Raw genomic sequence first — 1,129 nt, 5'->3', positions numbered from 1 at the left:
GTGTTGGGTGCGAGGCTAGTACATGCACTGTTTTATTATTTACTACAACAGGTACATCCCAAAACGATTTAGAGCTAAGCCTAAGCGCCTGCCATTCTTGCGTGTTATACCAATTCTCTTTTGTTTTTGGGTCTATTGGCATTTGCGCATTAGGCATATCTTTATATTTAAACGTTTGAAGCGTGCGCAGTTTCTCAAGGTTAATGGGGTATTTAGATAAAATAGCCATCGCGTAATGCCCTTCAAAAAAACCAAAGCCTTGAGCATCGCCCATTACAGCGGTTTTTTTACCGTTGTTATCAAGGTCAAAATCAGTAGCAAGGCCTGTATTAACTGGGGCAATAAAGCTGTATGGGTAATCAATGGGGGCTTGTTTATTTTGGCTTACATTCAAAAACTGGCGTTTAAAATAATCTATACCTTGCGCTTTTGGTACATAGTCAAACTCGTTTAATAAAATAATGTCAGGGCGAACACGCTGAATTATTTCGGCTATATTTTTTATTTGCTGGTGGTTTGATTTTAGTGCATTAACTAGCGCATCGGGGTTTACTTGCTCGCCTTTTGGCGTGTGATTAGTCGCATCCATACTCACATTAAAAGTGGCAATACGAAGGCTTTGGCTGGCTGTAGCATTTAAACTAAATGAAGCGGCAATGGCTAATGCGCCATAAAGTATGTTTAGTTTCATTTTTTTACTTCAAAAAATTAAAAAATAGACTTTACCAGTATTACACAATTAATACCTATTTTTATGACAAAAAAATACCGGCTTAAGCCGGTATTTAATAAGTTAATTACAGCCTTTACTCACTTAGCATAAGTGCAGTAGCGGCTTTTAAAATGCCGGGGTACGCTTGCTCAGGTAGGTAATCGGTAAGTTGCCCAAGCTTATCGGCAAGGTTATTAATGTTATCTGCAGATACATTAATATGCCCCATTTTACGCCCAGGTTTTGCCGTTTTTCCGTACCAGTGACTGGTTACATCACTGACTGTTAAAACCTCGGTAGGAATATATCCTTGGCCCAACACATTAACCATGGCGGTAATATGCTTAAGCTCTGTATTACCTAGCGGTAAACCCGCTACAGCTCGCATGTGGTTTTCGAACTGCGAACAATGGCAGC

1 protein-coding gene and 1 pseudogene are annotated in these 1,129 nt (G+C 39.7%); both read right to left on the bottom strand.

Features of this window, described 5'->3' with window-relative positions; all coding sequences use genetic code 11:
• Positions 1-691, bottom strand: a 691-nt coding sequence (locus L650_RS0111025; protein ID WP_164835557.1) for an endonuclease/exonuclease/phosphatase family protein, incomplete at its 3' end; no start/stop codon positions are given.
• A gap of 115 nt (positions 692-806) precedes the next feature.
• Positions 807-1,129 (bottom strand): annotated as a pseudogene (locus L650_RS0111020) (5-(carboxyamino)imidazole ribonucleotide synthase); the annotation flags it as partial.

Source organism: Pseudoalteromonas sp. TB51 (assembly GCF_000498055.1).
Classification (GTDB): domain Bacteria; phylum Pseudomonadota; class Gammaproteobacteria; order Enterobacterales; family Alteromonadaceae; genus Pseudoalteromonas; species Pseudoalteromonas atlantica.
This window is presented reverse-complemented; position numbering and strand designations above follow the sequence as displayed.